Source organism: Nocardia violaceofusca NBRC 14427, assembly GCF_963869435.1.
Classification (GTDB): domain Bacteria; phylum Actinomycetota; class Actinomycetes; order Mycobacteriales; family Mycobacteriaceae; genus Nocardia; species Nocardia aobensis.
The window spans coordinates 96960-114162 of the sequence record NZ_CAWMPM010000014.1; the positions used below are offsets into that span (position 1 = coordinate 96960).

A 17203-nucleotide genomic window follows, 5' to 3' on the forward strand; every position below is an offset into this window, starting at 1 on the left:
GGTCACCGGTAAGGGGTCGGCAGGAGGGTGTCGTGCTGGATAGTTTGCTGGGTTTTCACCCGACGATTTTGCTGGAACTGATCACGATCCCCCTCTTCACGGGTGTCATCGGCTATATCACCAACTGGACCGGCATCCTGATGCTGTTCAAGCCGCTACGCTTTCACGGGTTTCGGGTACCGGGTCTGAAATGGTTGTTCCCCTATCTTCCCAAGCGCATTCAGGTGCTGCCGTTGCTGCAGTACGACGGCCGCATGGGCTGGCAGGGAATCGTACCCTCGCGCGCGGACAAGATGGCCTCGATCGCGGTCGACAAAGGGCTCTCGAAACTCGGTAGCGTCGCCGACTTCTATCGCGAACTCGAGCCCGATGAACTGGCCGCGCATCTGACCGATATGGCGCAATCGCAGATCCGCGACATCGTGGAGGAGATTGCCCGCCGCGAACATCCGCAGCTCTGGTACAACCTGCCCGCGCAGGTCCGGGAGTTGGTACACGAGCGGGTCCGGGAACAACTCCCCGAGATCCTCAAGGAACTGACCGACGAACTCGGGTCGAACATCGAACAACTGCTCGATGTCAAACAGATGGTGATCCGGTATTTCCAGTCGCGGCCGCAGTTGCTCAACACCGTTTTTCAGGTGCTGGGCGCCAAGGAGTTGCGGTTCATGCAGAACTTCGGCTTCTATTTCGGCGCGCCGATGGGTCTGGTGCTCGTCGCGGTGCTGCATCTGACGCATTGGTCGCCGCTGGTGGTGCTGCCGGTCGGCGGTGTGATCATCGGCTGGGTGGTCAACTGGATCGGGCTCAACATGATCTTCGAGCCCGCCTATCCGAAGTGGTGGTGCCCGTGGCGGCAGGGCTTGCTGATCAAGCGGCAACCCGAAATCACCGAGGGCTACGCCGAATTGGTGGCCACCCAGATCATCACGATCGCCAATGTCGGTGACGAACTGCTGAACGGGCCGCGCTCGGACCGCACCATGCAGGTCCTCGAGGACACCCTGCGCCCGGCCACCGACCGCGCGCTCGGGCCGATGCGCGGGGCGCTGAAGTTCATGATCGGCAGCCGGGACTACGCGACCCTGCAGACCCGCTTCACCGACGAGGCCAAATCGCTGGCGCCGGCCGCCTTCGCCGATCCCGGGTTCAACGCCCAGCAGAGCCGGCAGGTCAGCCAGTACATCGCCAAGCAGATGGCGGCGCTGAAGCCGCCGGACTTCGTCGACATGTTGCGCGCGGCGATCAAACAGGACGAGTGGCTTTTGTTCGTCCATGGCGGTGTGCTGGGGCTCATCGCCGGTTACGCTCATCTTCTGATCTTCGGAACGGAAGTAGCGAACGTATGGCTGTGAGCGGATCCGCACCGGAAAACGGTGACGGCGCCGAGTTTTCGATCGAATACGCCGAGGTGGTCGCCGAGTCCGGCGACGCGGCGGCCGGTACCGGTGCGACCGAAATCGAGACGGTCTTCCCGGAACCGGACGCCCGCACCACCGACCTCGTCGCACGCCGGTCGGCCGAATTGATGCTGCCCGAGGATGCCCGCCCGGGCTGGGCCGGTCCCGTGCGCACCACGACCGGTGTGGTGCGGGTGGCGCTGTCCGCCGTCAGTGAGGCCGCGGCCTGGAGCCTGGGCACCGCGGTCGGCGTGACGGCCACGGTGGTGCGCGGCAGTATGTCCGGGCAGCCGCCGCGCCATGTGCTCTCCGAGGCCGGTGAGCAGGTTCGCGACTCGCTGCGGCGCGCACTCGGCATCGATGCCACCTCCGGCGGCGCCCCCGCCCCGACGGCGCCGAGCCTGCGCGATCGCGGCGCCGAACTGCTGCGCCGCTCGGCCGATGTGCACTGCGAGGACAGCGATCATCCGGCCTTCGCGCGCATCCTGGCCGAACTGGCTCCCGACGAGGCCCGGATCCTGCGCTTCCTGTATCTCGACGGGCCGCAGCCGGCGCTCGACATCCGCACCGGGCGGCCGCTGAGTTCGGGCACCCAGCGCATCGAGGTCGGCATGTCGCTGATCGGTGAGACCGCGGCGCTGCGCTTCGCCGACCGCGCGATCACCTATCTGACGAATCTGCGCCGCCTCGGACTCATCACCGTCGACGGCGATCAGCTGGACAATCCGGTCCGCTATCAGCTGCTGGAATCACAGCCGGAGGTGCGGCGGTTGCTCAAGCGCGGATTCGGCACCAAGGTCGCCTACCGCAGCATCGCGCTCACCTCGTTCGGCACGGATTTCACGTGTGCGTGCCTGCCGGTGCCGCCCCTGGGCCACGCCCTCTGAAAACTCCGGACACGTTCTGCGAGGGTCGGCCCGCCCGGGCCGACCGCACCACATACGCTCAGCCGACCTCTTCGGCGAGTTCGAGCCAGCGCATCTCGGTCGATTCCTTCTCGGCCTGCACCTGCTTCAGTTCCGCGCCGAGGCTCACCAATTTCTCCGGGTCGGTGGCGGCTTCGGCCAGCGCGGTGTGCAGGCGTTCCTCCCGCTCGGTGAGTTTCTCCAGCGTCCGCTCCAATCGGCCGAACTCCTTGCGCGCGGCGCGATAGGCCGCGGAATCTGTTGCGGGAGAGGATGTTTCGGCCTGAGCCGAGGCTCCGGAGGGACGCCGAGAGGTGTCGGCGAGTGCCGCGCGACGACGCAGGTATTCCTCGATGCCGCCGGGCAGGTTGGTGAGCTTGCCGTCGCCGAACAGGGCCCAGGTGGAATCGCTGATGCGCTCGATCAGATACCGGTCGTGGGAGATCACGACCAGAGTGCCGGGCCAGCCGTCGAGCAGATCCTCGAGTTGCTGCAGGGTGTCGATATCGAGGTCGTTGGTGGGCTCGTCGAGCAGCAGCACATTCGGCTCCCCCATCAGGATGCGGGTCAGCTGCAGACGGCGGCGCTCACCGCCGGACAGATCACCGACCGGAGTGCGCTGTTTGGCCGGTGTGAACCCGAGCCGCTCGGCGAGCTGACCGGCGCTGATCTCCTTGTCTCCCAGCATCGTTCGCTCGGCGACCTCGGCCACCGCTTCCAGTACCCGCATATCGGTGGGCAAATCGTCGAGTTCCTGCCGCAACCAGCCGATCCGGACGGTCTGGCCCTGAATTCGCTTACCCGCGGCCGGTTCCGCGTCACCGGCGAGAGCGCGCAACAGGGTGGTCTTGCCCGACCCGTTCACACCCACCAGGCCGACTCGCTCCCCCGGCGCCAACCGCCAGGTCAGATCGCGCACCAGTTCGCGGCCGTCGGGAGTGGTGAGCGTGGCGTCCTCGAGTTCGATCACGACGCGGCCCAGGCGTTTCCGCGCGAAGGAGGCCAGCTGCACGGTGTCGCGCGGCGGCGGCACATCGGCGATCAGCGCCTCGGCGGCCTCGACCCGGTAGCGCGGTTTCGAGGTGCGGGCCTGCGGGCCGCGTCGCAGCCACGCCAATTCCTTGCGGGCCAGATTGCGCCGGCGCGCCTCGGTGGCATCGGCTTGGCGGGCCCGTTCGGCGCGGGCGAAGATCCAGTCGTTGTAGCCGCCCTCGTAGCTTTCGACCTTGCCGCCCACCACTTCCCACGTGCGAGTGGCGACGGTGTCGAGGAACCAGCGGTCGTGGGTGACCACCACGAGTGCGCTGCGGCGCGCGAGCAGATGTTCGGCCAGCCACTGCACGCCCTCGACGTCGAGGTGGTTGGTGGGCTCGTCGAGCACCAGCAGATCCAGTTCGCGCACCAGCGCGGCGGCCAGCGCGACGCGGCGGCGCTCGCCACCGGACAGATTCGCGACCGAGGCGTCCATCCCCAGATCCGCGATGCCGATACCGTCGAGCACGCTGCGGATACGTGGGTTGGCGGCCCACTCGTGCTCGGCGACACCGTCGGTGCGCGCGTCTTCGGCGAGCCCGGCCAGTACCACCTCCCCGACCGTGGCCCCTTCCGGCAGCACACCGCGCTGGGTCACGACCGCCATGCGGAGGCCGTTGATGCGGCTCACCCGTCCGCTGTCGGGGTGTTCGAGCCCGGTCAGCACCTCGAGCAGTGTGGTCTTGCCCCCACCGTTGAGACCGACGACCCCGATCCGCTCACCCTCCTGCACGCCGAGGGACACCGTGTCCAGCAGCGGGGTGATTCCGAAGCTCTTGTCGACCTGCTCCAGATTGATCAGATTCGCCAAGGGGTCAGTCCTCTCCGAGTACGGCGGGGCCTTCGGGTGTGCCACGAGCTCGGCGCAGGTCCGGCCGCGTCGCGCGCGCCGGCTGCGCTTCCGCAGCGGCGGGACCACGCCCGTCGGCTTCACCCGTGAACATTACGGCACGAGGGCGCACCCTTCCGGCGCGGGTGAACCGGCCCTCGGTCTTGCGCTTGCTCGGGATCGCGTCCTTCCGAGCGACCGAACACCGGTGGCGCGTGAGTTTCGTGGACTCCCGGCTGAGCCGGGCCGCACTCGCACGCCGGCCTCCGAGGTCGCGCAGGCGGTGGCCGTGCGAATGGGCGGTCACCTTCATCGGTGACCGGAGGAGCGTCCGGTGCGCGACGACCGCGCGGTGTCGGAAGCCGCCGAGTAGATGTCGGCCGTGGCGAGCAGTGGCTCACCGCCGCGCACTGCGGTTGCGAAACGCGTTGAGGCATAGGTAGTCTGCTTGCAATCCACATGGGTTCTCCAGAAGTATGGCCGTAGTGCGGGAGCCCCGCCTCATGAGGCGCGGAGTGGGCGGCGCTGATTTGTCGACCCCACATTCGGAGGATTCTCATGACCGACTCGTCATCTGCCATCGCCTCGTCGTCGTCCGTTTCGACGTCGCACGACCGTTCCCCCGGGAGTTCCGGGCTACCGGACGCGATGCGCGCGGCCCACGGCGTCAAGGTCGGCATCGGGTTGCCGATCGCCGATCCGCAATCACTCGTCGAATGGGCCGAGCGGGCCGAATCGGGCCCGTTCTCCACCCTCGGACTGCTCGACCGACTGGTCTACGACAATCCGGAACCCCTTGTGACACTTGCCCTTCTGGCCGGTGCGACGCAGCGGATCCGATTGCAGACCGAAGTGCTCATCGCGCCGCTGCGCGAGACCGCGCTGCTCGCGAAACAAACCGCCACCCTCGACCGGCTCTCGGGCGGCCGGTTCACCCTGGGTCTCGGTGTCGGCGGCCGCGCCGACGACCATGAAGCGTCCGGCACCGAATTGCGCACGCGCGGAAAGCGTTTGGACGAGCAGGTCGCGACGATGCGCAGGCTCTGGTCCGGTGAACCCTACAGCGAGAGCTGCGCCGCGATCGGCCCGCAGCCGCAGACCCCCGGCGGCCCGGAGTTGCTGTTCGGCGGGTTCCAGACCGCCGCCTTGGAACGCGTCGCGCGCTGGGGCGGTGGCTTCCTCGCGGCCGCCGCACCCTCGTGGGCGCCGGGCCTGTTCGACACCGTGCACCGCTTCTGGCGCGAATACGATCGCCCGGGCGAACCTCGCATCGTCGCGCAGGTCAACGCCGCACTCGGCTCGGACGCGGTGATCGACGAGGCACGCTCGGCCATGGCCGCCTACTACGAATTCAGCGGTCGCGCCGAGTTCATGGTCGAGGGCATGCTCACCACCCCGGACCAGATCCGCACGGTCACAAAACAATTCGCCGATCTCGGCGCCGACGAAGTGATCTTCTACTGCTACGGGCGAGACCCGGAACAGGTCGACCGCCTCGCCGACGCTCTCGCCTGAGGGACGTCATCGGTAGGGCCGGGGGCGAACGACGCCACTCGCGCGCCGATCGGCACCGGCCCGTCAGGCTGTCAGTGCCGCCCGTCGGCTAGTACCCGCGCACCCGGCACCGGCCCGGTCGCGATACGAACGCTGCGGCACACACCCGCGCCGGAGAGTTCGGCCGATACCGCCACCGCATCGGCTTCACTACCGCACAGGAAGGCGCAGGTGGGCCCCGAACCGGAGACGATTCCGGCGAGGGCGCCCGCCTCGACGCCGGCCCGCAGGGTGCGGCGCAGTGCCGGATTAAGCGACAGGGCGGCGGCCTGCAGATCGTTGCCGAGCAAGGGTGCGAGCTGGGTGGCGTCGCCGGAGGCCAAGGCCTGCAACAGTTCCTGCGGATCGCCGAGACGCGGCGGTTCGCCGTTCTCCCGCAGCCGGTCCAGTTCGCCGAATACCTTCGGCGTCGACAACCCCTCCTTGGCCAGCGCCAGCACCCAGTGAAAGGTGTTGCGCGACAACACCGGCAGCAGTTTCTCGCCACGGCCGCGCCCCAGTGCGGTGCCGCCGTGCAGGGCGAAGGGCACATCGCTGCCGAGTTCGGCCGCGACATCGGCCAATTCGTCGCGCGACATCTCCAGACTCCACAGCTCGTTGAGTCCGACCAGCGTCGCGGCGGCATCCGCGCTGCCGCCGGCCATCCCCCCGGCCACCGGAATACCCTTCTCGATCTCGATCTCCACCAGCGGAGCGCGGCCGGCCAGATGTCCGAGCCGGACCGCCGCCTGCCACACCAGGTTCGTGCGATCGGTCGGCACCTGTGCGGCACCCTCCCCGTGCACGCTCACGGCCAGCGATCCGGCCGGGGCGATCCGCACGTCGTCGGCGAGCGACAGTGCCTGGAAGACCGTGGTCAGTTCGTGGTATCCGTCGCTACGCAGGTCATCGACCCCTAGATGAAGGTTCACCTTCGAAGGGGCGCGCACAACCACGGAACTGGGTACTACAGACAGCACGGGGCTAGGTTATCCGGCCGCGCGGCAAACGGTCGGTTTGCCGCGCGACGCGGGGCTCCCGCGGCTGGGAACTCGCCGATGCCGGGCGGCTGCCGCGAACCGGCGGCGCCGGACCAGTGGCCGATGACAGGCCGCCACCAGGGCAGACAGGCTCCGGCGGGGATACGCATCACCGCGGCCGGAATTCCTCGCCTCTCACCCTTGCGTAGGGTACCCATGGGGGGTATGTTCAGACGTGTCAGGGGATACCCCCGCACCGTATAAGAGCGAGCGAAGGAAGCGATCATGGCTACCAGCACCTACACCGTCACCGGGATGACCTGCGGCCACTGCGTGGCGTCGGTGCAGAAGGAGATCGGCAAGATCGACGGTGTCACCAGTGTCGACGTAGACCTCACCTCCGGTCGCGTCCAGGTCGAATCCGCCGCACCGCTGACGGACGCCGCGGTCCTCGCCGCCGTCGACGAGGCGGGATATCAGGTGGCGAGCTGAATGAACGACAGACTGAAGTTCGCGGCCTTCGGCGGCGGACTGGTCGTGTTGTTCGGGGCCGCGCTCGGCATCGGCGCCCTGGTGGGCGATCCGGCCGAGCCGGCCCCCGGGCACGGCACCGGACTCCAGGCCACTCAGGAGGGTTACACCCTCTCCGAGGTGGCCGCACCTACCGAACCTCGAACCCCCGGCACCCTCCGATTCCGGATCACCGGCCCCGACGGCGCACCGGTCACCCGATACACCGATCTGCACGAGCGGGACCTGCATCTGATCGCGGTCCGCTCCGATGCCACCGAATACCGGCACGTGCACCCGGTCCGCGACGACACCGGCACCTGGTCGATCGATTGGCAGTGGGCCCGGCCGGGCACCTACCGCATCTTCGCCGATTCCCGGCCCGCCACCGCACCGGACGAACTGGTGCTCAGCCGCACGGTCACCGTGGCCGGCGCGACCGCCGATCGGCCCCTGCCGCCTGTATCCCGCACCACCACCGTCGACGGCTACCAGGTCCGCATGGACGGCGATCTGTCGACCGGCGGCGGCGAGGTGGGATTCACCGTCACCCGCGACGGACGGCCGGTCACCGATCTGCAACCCTATCTGGGTGCCTACGGGCATCTGGTCGCACTGCGCGGGAACGATCTGTCCTACCTTCATGTTCATCCCGAAGGAGAGGTCGACTCGACTCCCGCCGGGCCGCGGGTCGCCTTCCATGCCCAAGCGCCCAGCGCCGGCGCCTTCCGGCTCTACCTGGACTTCGCCCACGGCGGCGCGGTGCACACGGCGGAATTCACCGCCGAGGCGGTAGCCGGGCAGCAGAGCGGGCAACACGACAACGAGCACAACGGACAGCACGGAGGAGGTCACCAATGAGCGCGCCCACGACAGAGCGCTCCGTCGAGCTGGATATCGGTGGGATGACCTGCGCCTCGTGCGCCGCACGCATCGAGAAGAAGCTGAACCGGATCGAAGGCGTCACGGCCACGGTCAACTACGCGACCGAGAAGGCGAAGGTCAGCTTCCCGGACACGGTGACGGCGGATCAGCTCATCGAACGTGTCGTCGACACCGGCTACACCGCCACCGTCCACGACACCCGGCCCGCGGAAACAGCTGCGGCCGAGGAGCTTTCGACCGATTCACCGTTGCGGCAGCTGCGGCATCGACTTCTCGTCAGCCTCGCACTGGCGCTTCCGGTCATCGCACTGGCGATGATTCCGGCACTGCAATTCCGGAACTGGCAATGGTTTTCGCTGACGCTGGCCACGCCGGTCGTGTTCTGGGGTGGCGCCGCGTTCCATCGCGCCGCCTGGATCAACGCGCGGCATGCCACCGCCACCATGGACACCCTCATCTCGCTGGGCACGCTGGCGGCCTACTCGTGGTCGGTGTACGCGCTGTTCTTCGGCGATGCCGGGATGCCGGGAATGAAGCACGGCTTCAGTTTCGCGGTCGAACGCTCCGCCTCGGCGTCGAATATCTACTTCGAGGTCGCGGCCGGTGTGATCGTGTTCATCCTGGCCGGGCGGTATTTCGAGACCCGGGCCAAGGAACGAGCCGGTTCGGCGCTGCGAGCGCTGCTGGAACTCGGCGCCAAGGATGTGGCGGTGCTGCGCGACGGCGCCGAACATCGAATCCCGGTGTCGGAGTTGCGGGTCGGCGATCTGTTCCTGGTGCGTCCGGGTGAGAAGGTCGCCACCGACGGCGTGGTCACCGACGGCAATTCGGCCGTCGACATGAGCATGCTGACCGGCGAATCGGTGCCGGTCGAGGTCGGTCCGGGCGATTCCGTGATCGGCGCGACCGTCAACGCCGGCGGTGTGCTGACCGTGCGGGCCACCCGCATCGGCGCCGACACCCAGCTGGCCCAGATGGCCGCACTGGTGGAGGACGCGCAGAACGGCAAGGCGCCCGTGCAGCGCCTCGCCGACCGGGTCGCCGGGGTGTTCGTGCCGATCGTGATCGCGATTTCGGTGGTGACGCTGGGCTTCTGGCTCGGCAGCGGCGCCGCGGTGGCGGTGGCCTTCGGTGCGGCGGTCGCGGTGCTGATCATCGCCTGCCCGTGCGCGCTCGGCCTGGCCACGCCCACCGCACTGCTGGTCGGCACCGGCCGGGGCGCGCAACTCGGCATCCTGATCAAGGGTCCGCAGGTGCTGGAATCGACGCGGCGCATCGACACCGTCGTGCTGGACAAGACCGGCACCGTCACCACCGGCACCATGTCGCTGGCCGAGGTGATCCCCGCCGAAGGCCAGGATCGCGACGAGCTGCTGGCCGTGGCCGCGGCGGTGGAACACGGATCCGAACATCCGGTGGCCCGGGCCGTGGTGCGCGGCGCCGCCGAACAGGGTCTGGCCGGGGAGCCGGTGCAGCAGTTCGTGAGCCACGGCGGTAAGGGCGTGCAGGGCCTGGTCGGTGAGCGCGCGGTCGTGATCGGCCGCACCGAACTGCTCGCGGACTGGTCGATCACGCTGCCGGAGTCGTTGGCGCAGGCCAAGTCCGAGGCCGAGTCCGCCGGTCGCACCGCGATCGTGGTGGCGTGGGACGGGCAGGCGTGCGGCGTGCTGGTCATCGCCGATGCGATCAAGGCCTCGAGCGCCGAAGCCATCGCGGATATGCGGTCGCTGGGACTGACGCCGGTGCTGTTGACCGGTGACAATGCCGCCACGGCTCGCACGGTCGCCGATCAGGTCGGCATCGACGAGGTGATCGCCGAGGTGCTGCCCGCCGACAAGCTCGACGTGGTGAAGCGCCTGCAGGATCAGGGCAAGGTCATCGCGATGGTCGGCGACGGCGTCAACGACGCGGCCGCTCTCGCCCAGGCCGACCTGGGTCTGGCGATGGGCACCGGCACCGACGTGGCGATCGAGGCCGGCGACATCACCCTGGTCCGCGGCGATCTGCGGACCGTGGGCACGGCCATCCGGCTCTCCCGGGCCACCCTGCGCACCATCAAGGGCAACCTGTTCTGGGCCTTCGGCTACAACGTGGCGGCGATCCCGCTGGCCGCGGCCGGACTGCTCAACCCGATGCTCGCGGGTGCGGCCATGGCACTGTCGAGTGTGTTCGTGGTGAGCAACAGCCTGCGCCTGCGGCGCTTCCGCTGAACGAATCCGCCGAATGTCCCGTCCGATCGGACGGGACATTCGGCGTTCCCGCGCCGGTCCGCCATACTTTCCGTCCGAAGAGATGAATGCGCCGCCGCGTCGACCGGATACCCGACGCCGCGCACGAGGACAAGGCAGGGACCACATGAGCATCCTGTTCGCGATCGGTTTGGTGATCTGGTTCGTCAGCATCGCCGCGATGTTTCTCGCACGCGCCCTCGACGACCTCAGACAGCAGGCCTTCCGCGCGAGCCTGGGAATGTGCGCGGTGGGGTCGCTCCTCCTCGCCATCGGCACGCCGTTCGTCAGCGGTAATTCGGCAGGGAAGAACATCCTGGTCAGCGGCGGATTCGTCGTGATGGCGACGCTGTGCGCCTACTCGGTGGTGATCATGCGCGACCGCCCCGCCACTCCCCCGGTTCCGCTGCCGATCCCGTTCACCCCGCAGAGCGACAACCCCACCGATGCGCCGCAACCCCCGTCACAGGACTCGCAGACCCGCGTACCCGTCGCGGACTCCCGCCCCCACGATCCGAGTCGCATGTGACCAGCGTCGTACCGCATCGGCGGAGTGGGGTGCGCTCACCTCACGGAGGGCGGCGAGTCACCATCGCGCCGGCCCATGGAATGGCGGCACCACCGGGCACGCACAACGACGAGTTCGCCGTGCGCGTGCGCAAGTCGGGCACTCTTCGCGGCTGACCGTGTACTGAGCGTGCAAACCGCCCCCAATTTTGCGGATTTCGCGCATTTTCACGCAGGTTTGCACGAATAGTTCAGCCGAGCACGGCAAGGCGCCCAGTACGTTTCGCCGCACACCCGCCGCGATCCAGTAGCTCGTGGCCGGCTTCGCACCCCGACGACCACTTGATCTGAACCGCAGTTGAGGTTCTAGCGTCGGAAACGACAGTCGTCCACCGAAGGGAACCGCGATGAAGATCCTCGAAGTCGAGCTCACCACAACGAATCTCGCCGCCTCGACCGAGTTCTACCGCGATCTTCTCGGCCTTACGGTCACCACGCAACCCGAGGGCATCGTCGTCGACATCGGCTCCAGCAGACTGAGGGTGCGGGCGGGCGCCGCTTTCGACGGAGTGCATCACCTCGCCTTCGGCATCTCCCCGCTCGACTTCGACTCGGCCCGCCGATGGTTACGGCAGCGGACCGAGTTGATCACCGTCGCCGGGTCGGACATCATCGACGGCCCGGAAGGTTGGGACTCCCGATCACTGTATTTCCGAGGCCCCGAGGGGATCCTGCTGGAATTGATCGCCCGCCAGGCCGACCGAGCCGTCCCGCGCAGCGCCGACGAAACCCCGCGCCTGTTGTCGATCAGCGAGGTCGGCATCGGCGTGCCCGATGTCCGCCAGACCGTCCGTCACCTCGCCGAAGCGTTCGAAATCCCGCCCTTCCCACCGCAACTACCCGGATTCGCCCCGGTCGGCAGCCACGACGGATTACTCATCCTGGCGAATTCCGGCCGAATCTGGTTCCCCACCGAGCAGGACATCCCCGCCACCGGACCGCTCTCGATCCACATCGAATCCGCAACCCACAGCGGAAAGCTCACCCTGACAGACGAAGCCGTCGTTCAGTGCGCTCAGACGCAGCCCGCATCGAGTACGTACGGATAGACCTTGCCGTCGAAACCATGTACGTACAACACCCACGGTTCGGAAGTCCGCTGCTGGCTGGTCATCCCTGCTCGGCGAGGCGGACGAACGCTGCGGTGTCGAGTGTTTCGCCGCGGGCGGTAGGGGCGATTCCCGCGGCGAGCAAGCGGCGTTCCGCCTCGGCGGGAGATCCGGCCCAGCCCGCGAGGGCGGCGCGTAATGTCTTGCGGCGCTGGGCGAATGCGGCGTCCACCACGGCGAAGACCCGCTCGCGGTGGGCGGTGTCCAGTGACCAGGGTGGTTGGTCGAATCGTTCGATGCGGACCAGTCCCGACTCCACCTGGGGGACGGGCCAGAACACCTGGCGGCCGACGGCTCCCGCGCGGCGGACGGTGCCGAAGAAGCCGGCCTTCACGCTGGGGACGCCGAAGATGCGGGAGCCGGGTTCGGCGGAGAGGCGGTCGGCCACCTCGGCCTGCACCATCACCAAAGCCGTTCGGATGCTGGGCAATTCGGCGAGCAAGTGCAGCAGCACGGGTACCGCTACGTTGTAGGGCAGGTTCGCCACCAGTGCCGTCGGCTCGCCCGGGATATCGGTGGCCGACACGCGCAGCGCATCACCGTGGACCACGGTCAGCCGGTCGCCGAGCTCGGGGGCGCGGTCGGACACCGTTTCCGGAAGATGCTGCGCGAGAACGGGATCGAGCTCCACCGCGATCACCCGATCCACGACGTCGAGCAGTGCCAGTGTCAGCGAACCGAGGCCGGGGCCGACCTCGAGCACCACGTCGTCGCGTCCGACGCCGGCCGTCGCGACGATTCGCCGCACGGTGTTCGCGTCGTGTACGAAGTTCTGTCCGAGCTGTTTGGTGGGGCGCACACCGAACCGCTCCGCCAGCACCCGCACTTCGGCGGGGCCGAGCAGTTCGGCCAGGCCACGGGCTTCGCTCACAGGTTCGGACACGCCCGACAAGGTATCAGTGCGATCAGGGCACGTACGGCGTGGACTGCACCCGCGCGACGAACGCGTCCATCGCCGCCCACATCTGCGGATTCAGGTCGCAGTGCTGCCCGGTGCCGACCACCGACCGCGCATCCACGCCGTTCGCGGCCAGCTGGGCGGCCAGCGCGGCGTGCAGCGGCGACGGCACGGTGCGGTCGGTGGCGTTGAGCAGCAACAGAATCGGCGCGTCGTAGCCGCTCGTGGGCACGGCCAGATAGTCGGTGAGAGCGGCCGTGAACCGCGGATCGCCCAGCGGTCGCGACAGCAGATCGCCGAGCGAGGCGCCGTTGACCTGCTCGATCATCCCGTCCAGGCACAGGGTGCCGATACTGTCGAGCAGTTGGCGCCCACGGGGGCTCAGATAGCTGTCGACATCGATATCCGGCCGGGTCTCCCGCATTCCGACGAGCACCCCCGCGATGAAGGCGGTACTGCCGTCGCCGAGCTGCGGGATATTCGGCACCCACGGCCCGGCGATGGGCAGCACATGTTCCAGATCGGATTCCGGGTCGACCGCGATGGTCCCGCGGAAGTCCAGCTCGGGCGCATAGCTCTGCTGGAGATGGCCCGTTCCCAGCGCGGCCTGACCCCCCTGCGACGCGCCGACGGCGATCCACGTGCGCGACAACTGCGGATAGGTCGCCCGCGCCGCCCGCAGCAGGTCGATGGTGGCGGTCGCCTCGGATTGCCGCTCCAGATACGGATGCGGCCCGGTGTCGAACGCGCCCAGCCCGAGATAGTCGGGCGCGACCACCGCGAATCCCTTGGACTGGAAGTACTGCAGGATGCGGTCTTCCTTGGCGCGACCGGACGGATAGGGCGCGGTGCCCGGATTCGAGATGCCGCTGCAGCCCATGCCGAGTCCGCTCGTGCCGTGGTCGTAGGCGACCACCGGCCAGCCACCCGCCGGCGGCTCACCCGGCGGCAGGAACACCGCACCGCTGGCCGGAACGGACGCCCCCTGCGAAGTCGTCGTCCGATAGTCGAGCAGCGCCCCTCCGGTCATACCGTGCCAGCCGTCCGGCTGCGCGGTGACCGACATCGTCGTTGCGGCCGGCTCGGCTGCGGCTTGCGGCACCGCGACGACCGAGGCGGCCGCCAGTGCGGTGAACATGGCCGCGGCCGTCAGCGGCCGACGGATCCGAGCCGAACATTTCGACAACCGCATGGGGCACCTCACATCGTCGGGATCTGCTGATTTTACGGTGCGCACACCGCACGGTCCGGAAATCCCCAGGCCGGGGCGTCGCGGAGCGTTGACGTCAATTGATACACGTTCTAGTTTCGGTGTACTCGCGGAACAGGCGGTGGCACATCCGGTCTCACCGCGCGCGACGCAGCAGGAGAGGACGGCCGCAATGATGCGCAGGCACGAGGGACGACGGGTGGTGGTGACCGGGGCGGGCTCGGGCATCGGGCGGGGCATCGTGGTGCGCATGCTCGCCGAGGGAGCACACGTGGTCGGCGCCGACATCTCCGAGCCCGGGCTGAAAGAGACTGTGGCGGAGGTGGGTTCGGACCGCGATCGGCTGCATACCGTCACCGTCGACGTGGCCGATCCGGAATCGGTGCGCCCCGCCGTCGCCGCGGCCGTCGATCATCTCGGCGGATTGGACGTGCTGGTCAACGCGGCCGGGATCATGCGCACCGCGCATACCCACGAGATGGCGTTCGAGAGCTGGAATCAGGTGATCGGCATCAATCTCACCGGCACCTTCCTGATGATGCAGGCGGCCATCCCGACCCTGCTGCAGTCCGACCATCCGGTGATCGTGAACTTCTCCTCCACCGCCGCACTCGGCGCGAACCCGTACATGGCCGCCTACGCCGCATCCAAGGGCGGCGTGAACGCGATGACCCATGCGGTCGCGCTGGAGTATTCGCAGAAGGGCCTGCGCGCGGTGAACATCGTCCCGGGCGGCATCACCAGCGGTATCACCAACAACCTGCAAACCCCCGAGGACGCCGACTGGAACCTCTTCTCCCGGCTGACCGGCTGGCTCAACGGCGGCGCCCTGGGCGAACCGGCCGACGTCGCGGGCGTGGTCGCCATGGTCGCCTCCGAGGACGGCCGCTACATCACCGGCTCGGAGATCCGCGTCGACGGTGGCGCGCTCATGTGACTAGCTGATTCCCAGGCGACTCGTGCACGCGGGCCAGGCACCCCAGCCCTGCCGGGCCCGCGTCACCTCGGCGATCGCGATCTGCTCTTCCCGGGTGGCGAGATCCGGCCGCTCGGCGTACTTCAGACCACCCTGCCGGGACCAGGTGCTCTGGTCGAACTGAATGCCGCCGAAGTACCCGTTGCCGGTGTTGATGGCCCAGTTGCCGCCCGATTCACATTTGGCCAGCGCGTCCCAGACCGCACCGTCGCGCACGGGCGGCACCTCGGTGCCAGGCTTGGCGCCCTTGCGGACCGTCTTGGGCTGAGCGGGCACGACGACGGTATGCCCCACGGCCTCACGCGACTCTTCCCTGCCGTTGACGATCGAGACCGCGTAGGTGACGTCCTGCACCCCGGCCTTGCCGGGATTCTCGACGACGGTCCGGCTCATGTTGAGGTCGGTGTCCTCGATGACGTTCTCGGTCGGGTCGAGCGGTTCGCGTTCGGTGACCTTCTCGGTGTGCTTGCGGGTGACGGTGATCTTCATACCGTCGTGCAGCGGGGTGACGGCCGCGGGCTGCACGGTGTCCTCGCCGGTCAGCGGCACGCCCTGCACCTGCAGAAGCTCCCCGACCGTCGGTGCGGCCAGCCGCACGTAGCTCATCGGTTCACCGTTGTCGGACAGCTGCACGGTGCGCGGGCTGGTGACGGCCAGCGCGGCGCCCTGCAGCGGCAGCGGGGTGGGGCGCGAGGGCGAGACGAAGACGTCGCCGGGCAGCTGCAGTTGAGTCAGCGCGTCGGCGACGGTGTAGGCGGTGGTCCACACCTGTTTGGTCTTGCCGTCGAAGGTCAGCGCGATCTGCCGGGCACGGTTGAGCGTGATGGTGGCGCCGTCGGTGACGCCGGCATCCCCGGACGGGGACACCGAATCCTTACCGGCCAGCTTGTAGCCACCGGCCTTGAGCACGCCTTTCACACTGGCGGCCATGGTGGTGACGGTCGTGCGCTGACCGTCGACGACCAGGGTGACGGTCTTGCGGCTGACGATCGCCAGACTCGCCCCGATGATCAGGGTGATCAGCATCGCGGCGATCGCCGCATACAGCAGCGGCGAGCGCGACGCGTTGATCCGCTGGAGAGCGGATATCCGAAACTCCGGCATGGTCACAATACGATAACGAGGGGGTCAGTCCCTGGCAACTACATGCCGTGGAACAGGGGATTTCCACATCACGATTCGATATCGACGATCCGGAAATATCACGACCGCGCAATCGTAAGTGAACTGGAGCACACCTCGCATTCCGGTCGCGTTTTATGTGACGCACCGCACGCGCCGGGCTCAGCGCCTCGGCAACCGGTAGACCCGCTCCGCATTGGCGGTGGTGATCTCGGCCAGCGCCGCCGGATCCTGTTCGCGCAGCTCGGCCAGGGCCCGCACGGTGTAGGGCAGACAGTACGGCTCGTTCGGCGCGCCCCGGAACGGGTGCGGGGTCAGGAACGGCGCATCGGTCTCCACCAGGATCAACTCGTCCGGCACCAGCTTCGCGGCCTCGCGCAGTTCGTGCGCGTTCCGGAAACTCACCGTCCCGGAGAAGCTGAGCAGATACCCCTCGGCCACGCAGGCCAGCGCCATATTGGCGTCGGAGGAGAAGCAGTGGAAGATCACCGTCTCCGGCGCGCCCTCGTCCAGCAGGACCGCCAGCACGTCGTGATCGGCCTCGCGGTTGTGGATCATCAACGGCTTACCGAGTCGTTTCGCGAGGTCGATATGCCAGCGGAAGCCCTCGACCTGATCCTCGATATCGGCGCAGCCGTCGAGTTTGCCGGGCCAGTAGTAGTCGAGCCCGGTCTCGCCGACGGCGACCACCCGGGGGTCGGCGGCCAGCTTCTCCAGTTCGGCGCGGGCGGCATCGTCCAGGGCGTTCGCCCGGGTCGGATGGAGTGCGACCGCCGCGTACACGCGCGGATCCCAGTGCGCGGCGTCGACGGCGAAGCGGGCGGCATCGAGGTCGTCGGCGATGGTCACCACCCGGCCGACACCTACGGCGGCGGCCCGATCCACCATGGCGGCAACCGATTCCGCGTCCTCGGCGCCGCAGGCATCGAGGTGGGTGTGCGCGTCGATCAACGGCGACAGCGGTTCGGGCGGCTCGGGTGCGGGTCGTTTACCGGGCATCGGACCAGATTAGACACACC

At 68.3% G+C, this 17203-nt stretch carries 15 protein-coding genes; 9 read left to right on the top strand and 6 right to left on the bottom strand.

Going from position 1 to position 17203, the window contains the following annotated elements:
* Positions 1–32: 32 nt before the first annotated feature.
* Both AC5592_RS14200 and AC5592_RS14205 read left to right on the top strand, forming a co-directional pair.
* Positions 33–1355: a DUF445 domain-containing protein gene (locus tag AC5592_RS14200; protein ID WP_083871237.1), complete on the top strand. Its 1323-nt coding sequence runs from the start codon at positions 33–35 to the stop codon at positions 1353–1355.
* Positions 1352–2287 carry an Abi-alpha family protein gene (locus AC5592_RS14205; protein ID WP_232329350.1) on the top strand — a complete coding sequence of 312 codons (936 nt, stop codon included), beginning with the start codon at positions 1352–1354 and terminating at the stop codon, positions 2285–2287. The genes AC5592_RS14200 and AC5592_RS14205 overlap by 4 nt, the downstream gene beginning before the upstream one ends.
* A gap of 58 nt (positions 2288–2345) precedes the next feature.
* Here AC5592_RS14205 and AC5592_RS14210 read toward each other — a convergent pair whose 3' ends face one another.
* Positions 2346–4148 carry an ABC-F family ATP-binding cassette domain-containing protein gene (locus tag AC5592_RS14210; RefSeq protein WP_063064452.1) on the bottom strand — a complete coding sequence of 601 codons (1803 nt, stop codon included), beginning with the start codon at positions 4146–4148 and terminating at the stop codon, positions 2346–2348.
* 576 nt (positions 4149–4724) lie between these two features.
* Between AC5592_RS14210 and AC5592_RS14215 the strand changes: the two genes are divergently transcribed.
* A complete protein-coding gene (locus AC5592_RS14215; protein ID WP_232329351.1) occupies positions 4725–5681 on the top strand; it encodes an LLM class flavin-dependent oxidoreductase in 957 nt (318 codons plus the stop codon).
* 71 nt (positions 5682–5752) lie between these two features.
* Here the strand turns inward: AC5592_RS14215 and AC5592_RS14220 are convergent, their stop codons facing one another.
* A complete protein-coding gene (locus AC5592_RS14220) occupies positions 5753–6679 on the bottom strand; it encodes a 4-(cytidine 5'-diphospho)-2-C-methyl-D-erythritol kinase (protein WP_036505192.1) in 927 nt (308 codons plus the stop codon).
* A gap of 285 nt (positions 6680–6964) precedes the next feature.
* Between AC5592_RS14220 and AC5592_RS14225 the strand changes: the two genes are divergently transcribed.
* From AC5592_RS14225 to AC5592_RS14245, 5 genes are all read left to right on the top strand, one after another.
* Positions 6965–7171 carry a heavy-metal-associated domain-containing protein gene (locus tag AC5592_RS14225; protein WP_036505193.1) on the top strand — a complete coding sequence of 69 codons (207 nt, stop codon included), beginning with the start codon at positions 6965–6967 and terminating at the stop codon, positions 7169–7171.
* The gene (locus AC5592_RS14230; RefSeq protein ID WP_063064454.1) at positions 7172–8050 is read left to right on the top strand and encodes a DUF8832 domain-containing protein; all 879 of its coding nucleotides are present in this window, start codon (positions 7172–7174) and stop codon (positions 8048–8050) included.
* Positions 8047–10284: a heavy metal translocating P-type ATPase gene (locus AC5592_RS14235; RefSeq protein WP_063064455.1), complete on the top strand. Its 2238-nt coding sequence runs from the start codon at positions 8047–8049 to the stop codon at positions 10282–10284. The genes AC5592_RS14230 and AC5592_RS14235 overlap by 4 nt, the downstream gene beginning before the upstream one ends.
* 145 nt (positions 10285–10429) lie before the next feature.
* Entirely contained in the window at positions 10430–10831 is a 402-nt protein-coding gene (locus AC5592_RS14240; protein ID WP_063064456.1) for a hypothetical protein, read from the top strand.
* Between the two features lie 385 nt (positions 10832–11216).
* A complete protein-coding gene (locus AC5592_RS14245; RefSeq protein WP_063064457.1) occupies positions 11217–11918 on the top strand; it encodes a VOC family protein in 702 nt (233 codons plus the stop codon).
* Between the two features lie 61 nt (positions 11919–11979).
* Here AC5592_RS14245 and rsmA read toward each other — a convergent pair whose 3' ends face one another.
* Both rsmA and AC5592_RS14255 read right to left on the bottom strand, forming a co-directional pair.
* Entirely contained in the window at positions 11980–12861 is an 882-nt protein-coding gene (gene rsmA, locus AC5592_RS14250) for a 16S rRNA (adenine(1518)-N(6)/adenine(1519)-N(6))-dimethyltransferase RsmA (protein ID WP_063064458.1), read from the bottom strand.
* A 22-nt stretch (positions 12862–12883) separates the two neighbouring features.
* On the bottom strand, positions 12884–14068 hold the full coding sequence (locus AC5592_RS14255) for an alpha/beta fold hydrolase (protein ID WP_083871238.1): 1185 nt from the start codon (positions 14066–14068) through the stop codon (positions 12884–12886).
* Between the two features lie 193 nt (positions 14069–14261).
* Between AC5592_RS14255 and AC5592_RS14260 the strand changes: the two genes are divergently transcribed.
* Positions 14262–15023, top strand: coding sequence for an SDR family NAD(P)-dependent oxidoreductase (locus AC5592_RS14260; protein WP_036505254.1), 762 nt, complete (start codon positions 14262–14264; stop codon positions 15021–15023).
* Here the strand turns inward: AC5592_RS14260 and AC5592_RS14265 are convergent, their stop codons facing one another.
* Complete coding sequence (locus tag AC5592_RS14265) at positions 15024–16151, bottom strand: resuscitation-promoting factor (RefSeq protein ID WP_036505257.1); 1128 nt, start codon at positions 16149–16151, stop codon at positions 15024–15026.
* Between the two features lie 195 nt (positions 16152–16346).
* Positions 16347–17183 carry a TatD family hydrolase gene (locus AC5592_RS14270; RefSeq protein WP_036505201.1) on the bottom strand — a complete coding sequence of 279 codons (837 nt, stop codon included), beginning with the start codon at positions 17181–17183 and terminating at the stop codon, positions 16347–16349.
* Positions 17184–17203 lie beyond the last annotated feature (20 nt).

Coding starts and splice junctions, on each gene's coding strand:
- AC5592_RS14215 (WP_232329351.1), top strand. CDS start 4,725: ATGACCGACTCGTCATCTGCCATCGCCTCGTCGTCGTCCGTTTCGACG.
- AC5592_RS14225 (WP_036505193.1), top strand. CDS start 6,965: ATGGCTACCAGCACCTACACCGTCACCGGGATGACCTGCGGCCACTGC.
- AC5592_RS14230 (WP_063064454.1), top strand. CDS start 7,172: ATGAACGACAGACTGAAGTTCGCGGCCTTCGGCGGCGGACTGGTCGTG.
- AC5592_RS14235 (WP_063064455.1), top strand. CDS start 8,047: ATGAGCGCGCCCACGACAGAGCGCTCCGTCGAGCTGGATATCGGTGGG.
- AC5592_RS14240 (WP_063064456.1), top strand. CDS start 10,430: ATGAGCATCCTGTTCGCGATCGGTTTGGTGATCTGGTTCGTCAGCATC.
- AC5592_RS14245 (WP_063064457.1), top strand. CDS start 11,217: ATGAAGATCCTCGAAGTCGAGCTCACCACAACGAATCTCGCCGCCTCG.
- AC5592_RS14255 (WP_083871238.1), bottom strand. CDS start 14,068: ATGCGGTTGTCGAAATGTTCGGCTCGGATCCGTCGGCCGCTGACGGCC.
- AC5592_RS14260 (WP_036505254.1), top strand. CDS start 14,262: ATGCGCAGGCACGAGGGACGACGGGTGGTGGTGACCGGGGCGGGCTCG.
- AC5592_RS14270 (WP_036505201.1), bottom strand. CDS start 17,183: ATGCCCGGTAAACGACCCGCACCCGAGCCGCCCGAACCGCTGTCGCCG.